Source organism: Streptomyces phyllanthi (assembly GCF_009377205.1).
Lineage (GTDB): Bacteria > Actinomycetota > Actinomycetes > Streptomycetales > Streptomycetaceae > Streptomyces > Streptomyces phyllanthi.
Map to the genome: position 1 here is coordinate 1 of NZ_VJZE01000704.1, position 3,167 is coordinate 3,167.

Genomic DNA, 3,167 nt, shown 5'->3' on the forward strand with positions numbered 1-3,167 from the left:
TGTCCCGGGTCGTGCGCGAAGCCTTGCTGGTCCAACTTCCATACTGTAGACAATATTTCGTCGACAGAGTTTCGGCAGTTCCTCGGTATCCCTCGACCGAACGGAGCTCCCTCGTATGAAAGTCGCAGTTCTCGGCGCCGGGGCCATCGGCGCCTACGTCGGCGCCGCCCTGCACCGCGCGGGCGCCGATGTGCACCTCATCGCCCGTGGACCGCATCTGGCGGCCATGAGGCAGCACGGAGTGCGGGTGCTCAGCCCGCGCGGCGACTTCACCGCGCGCGCCCACGCCACCGACGACCCGGCCGCGATCGGCCCGGTCGACTTCGTCCTCCTGGGCCTGAAGGCCAACTCGTACGCGGCGTGCGGGCCGCTGATCGAGCCGCTCCTCCATGACACGACGGCGATCGTCGCCGCCCAGAACGGCATTCCCTGGTGGTACTTCCACCGGCACGGCGGACCCCACGACGGCCACCGTGTCGAGAGCGTGGACCCGGATGGCGCGGTCAGTGCGGTGCTCGCGCCCGAACGGGCCATCGGATGTGTCGTCTACGTGGCGACGGAGCTCGCCCGGCCGGGAGTCGTACGGCACCTCGAAGGCACCCGGTTCTCCGTCGGCGAGCCCGACCGCACAGTCTCGGCGCGCTGCCTGGCGCTGAGCGAGGCCATGACGGCGGGCGGACTGAAGTGCCCGGTGGAGCCCGACCTGCGCAACGACATCTGGCTCAAGCTGCTCGGCAACATCTCGTTCAACCCGATCAGCGCCCTGGCCCGCGCCACCATGCGGCAGATGTGCCTGCACGGCGGCACCCGCAGGGTCATCCAGATCATGATGAGCGAGACGCTCGCCGTCGCCGAGGCGCTGGGCTGCGAGGTGGGCGTCTCCATCGAGCGGCGACTCGCGGGCGCCGAGCGGGTCGGCGACCACCGCACCTCCACGCTCCAGGACCTGGAGCGCGGCAAACCGCTCGAACTCGACGTCCTGCTCGCGGCCGTCGTCGAGTTGGCGGAGATCACCGGCGTCGAGGTGCCCACACTGCGCACCGTCCACGCCCTCTCGGACCTGCTCGCGCTGAGGAGCGCCGCATGAACACTGAAGAACGCCGTACCAGGAAACGCGACCGGACCCCCAGGACCTACACCCGGCTCACCCATCCGCTTGTCCGGGACTCGCGCGACGAGCCCTTCCGCAGGGCGAGTTGGGACGAGGCCCTGGACCGGGCCGCCCGTGGCCTCGGCGCGGCACGCGGCGCGTTCGGCATGTTCTCGTGCGCCCGCGCGACCAACGAGATGAACTACGTGGCGCAGAAGTTCGCCCGCGTGGTGATGGGCACGAACAACGTCGACTCCTGCAACCGCACCTGCCACGCCCCGAGCGTCGCGGGCCTGTCGGCCGCCTTCGGCTCCGGCGGCGGGACGTCGTCGTACGAGGAGGTCGAGCACACCGACCTGATCGTGATGTGGGGCTCCAACGCCCGCTTCGCGCACCCGATCTTCTTCCAGCACGTGCTGAGGGGGATCAGGAACGGCGCCCGGATGTACGCCGTCGACCCGCGTCGTACGTCCACCGCCGAGTGGGCGGAGAGCTGGCTCGGGCTGAACGTCGGCACGGACATCCCGATGGCCCACGCGATCGGGCGCGAGATCATCCACGCGGGCCTGGCGAACACGGCGTTCATCGAGCGCGCGACGTCGGGCTTCGAGGAGTACAGGGAGCTCGTCGAACCCTGGACGCTGTCGCTCGCCGAGAAGGTCACGGGTGTGCCGGCCGCCGCGATCCGGGACCTGGCGCACGCGTACGCCCGTGCCGAGCGCGCCCAGTTGTGCTGGACGCTGGGCATCACCGAGCACCACAACGGCACGGACAACGTACGGGCGCTCATCAACCTCTCCCTGCTGACCGGGCACGTGGGCCGGTACGGCGCGGGGCTGCAACCCCTGCGCGGGCAGAACAACGTGCAGGGCGGCGGCGACATGGGCGCCATCCCGAACCGGCTGCCCGGCTTCCAGGACATCCTCGACCCGGAGGCGCGCCTGAAGTTCGAGTCGGCGTGGGACACCGTCATCCAGCCGCGTTACGGGCTGAACCTGACGGAGATGTTCGAGGCCATGGAGGAGGGCACGCTCCGTGCCGTCTACTGCGTCGGGGAGAACCCGGCGCAGTCGGAGGCGGACAGCGAGCAGGCCGTACGGCGTCTGCGTCAGCTGGACTTCCTCGTGGTCCAGGACATCTTCCTGACGAAGACGGCCCAGCTGGCGGACGTGGTCCTGCCCGCGACCGCGGGCTGGGCCGAGACGGACGGTACGACGACCAACAGCGAGCGGCGCGTCCAGCGTGTGCGCCGGGCCGTCACGCCTCCCGGCGAGGCCCGCGAGGACATCGAGATCATCTGCGAGCTCGCCGCCCGGCTCGGGCACGAGTGGAAGTACGCGGACGCGGAGGCCGTCTGGAACGAGCTGCGGTCGGTGTCGCCGGACCACTACGGGATGACGTACGAACGTCTGGAGGAGCACCAGGGCATCCAGTGGCCCTGCCCGGACACGGGACGGCTCGAACCGACCTATCTGCACGGCCGGTTGTGGGACCCGGATCCCGGGCGGCGGGGCCGGCCGGCTCCCTTCGGACTCGTGCGGCACGATCCGCCGGTGGACCTGACGGACGAGGAGTTCCCGATCCGGCTGACCACCGGGCGGCGGCTCGACTCGTACAACACGGGTGTGCAGAGCGGTGGTTTCGCCTCGCCGCTGCGGCGCGGTGAGTACGTGGAGCTGTGCCCGGAGGACGCGGAGCGCTACGGGGTCGCGGTCGGCGAGGAGGTCCGGGTGTCCTCGCGGCGCGGCTCGGTGGTGGCCCCGGTGTGGGTCGACACCGCGCTCCGCCCCGGGCTGGCCTTCATGACCATGCACTTTCCCGACGAGGTGGACACCAACCGGCTCACGATCGAGGCGAACTGCCCGATCGCGGGCACGGCGGAGTTCAAGGCGTCGGCGATCCGGATCGAGAAGCTGCCCGTCACGGCCGTGAGGAGCTGAGACAGGACATGGACCTGCACTTCGGTGACAGCGAGCCGACGGACGACGAACGGGCGGCGGTCGACGCGCTGCTCGGCCCGCCCGAGTCCTCCTGGGAGGGCGCCGCCCGCGACGAGACGGTCGCCGCCGACCTGCGG

At 70.6% G+C, this 3,167-nt stretch carries 2 protein-coding genes; both read left to right on the forward strand.

Annotated features, from left to right (window positions below; translation table 11 throughout):
- The first annotated feature begins 115 nt into the window (after positions 1–115).
- Positions 116–1,087, forward strand: coding sequence for a 2-dehydropantoate 2-reductase (locus FNH04_RS43680; protein ID WP_152791787.1), 972 nt, complete (start codon positions 116–118; stop codon positions 1,085–1,087).
- A complete protein-coding gene (locus FNH04_RS43685; protein ID WP_152791788.1) occupies positions 1,084–3,030 on the forward strand; it encodes a molybdopterin oxidoreductase family protein in 1,947 nt (648 codons plus the stop codon). Before FNH04_RS43680 ends, FNH04_RS43685 begins: the two co-directional genes overlap by 4 nt.
- The last annotated feature ends 137 nt before the right edge of the window (positions 3,031–3,167 follow it).

What these genes read in the sequence shown, in the direction of transcription:
- FNH04_RS43680 (WP_152791787.1), top strand. Translation starts at nt 116, where the DNA reads ATGAAAGTCGCAGTTCTCGGCGCCGGGGCCATCGGCGCCTACGTCGGC.
- FNH04_RS43685 (WP_152791788.1), top strand. Translation starts at nt 1,084, where the DNA reads ATGAACACTGAAGAACGCCGTACCAGGAAACGCGACCGGACCCCCAGG.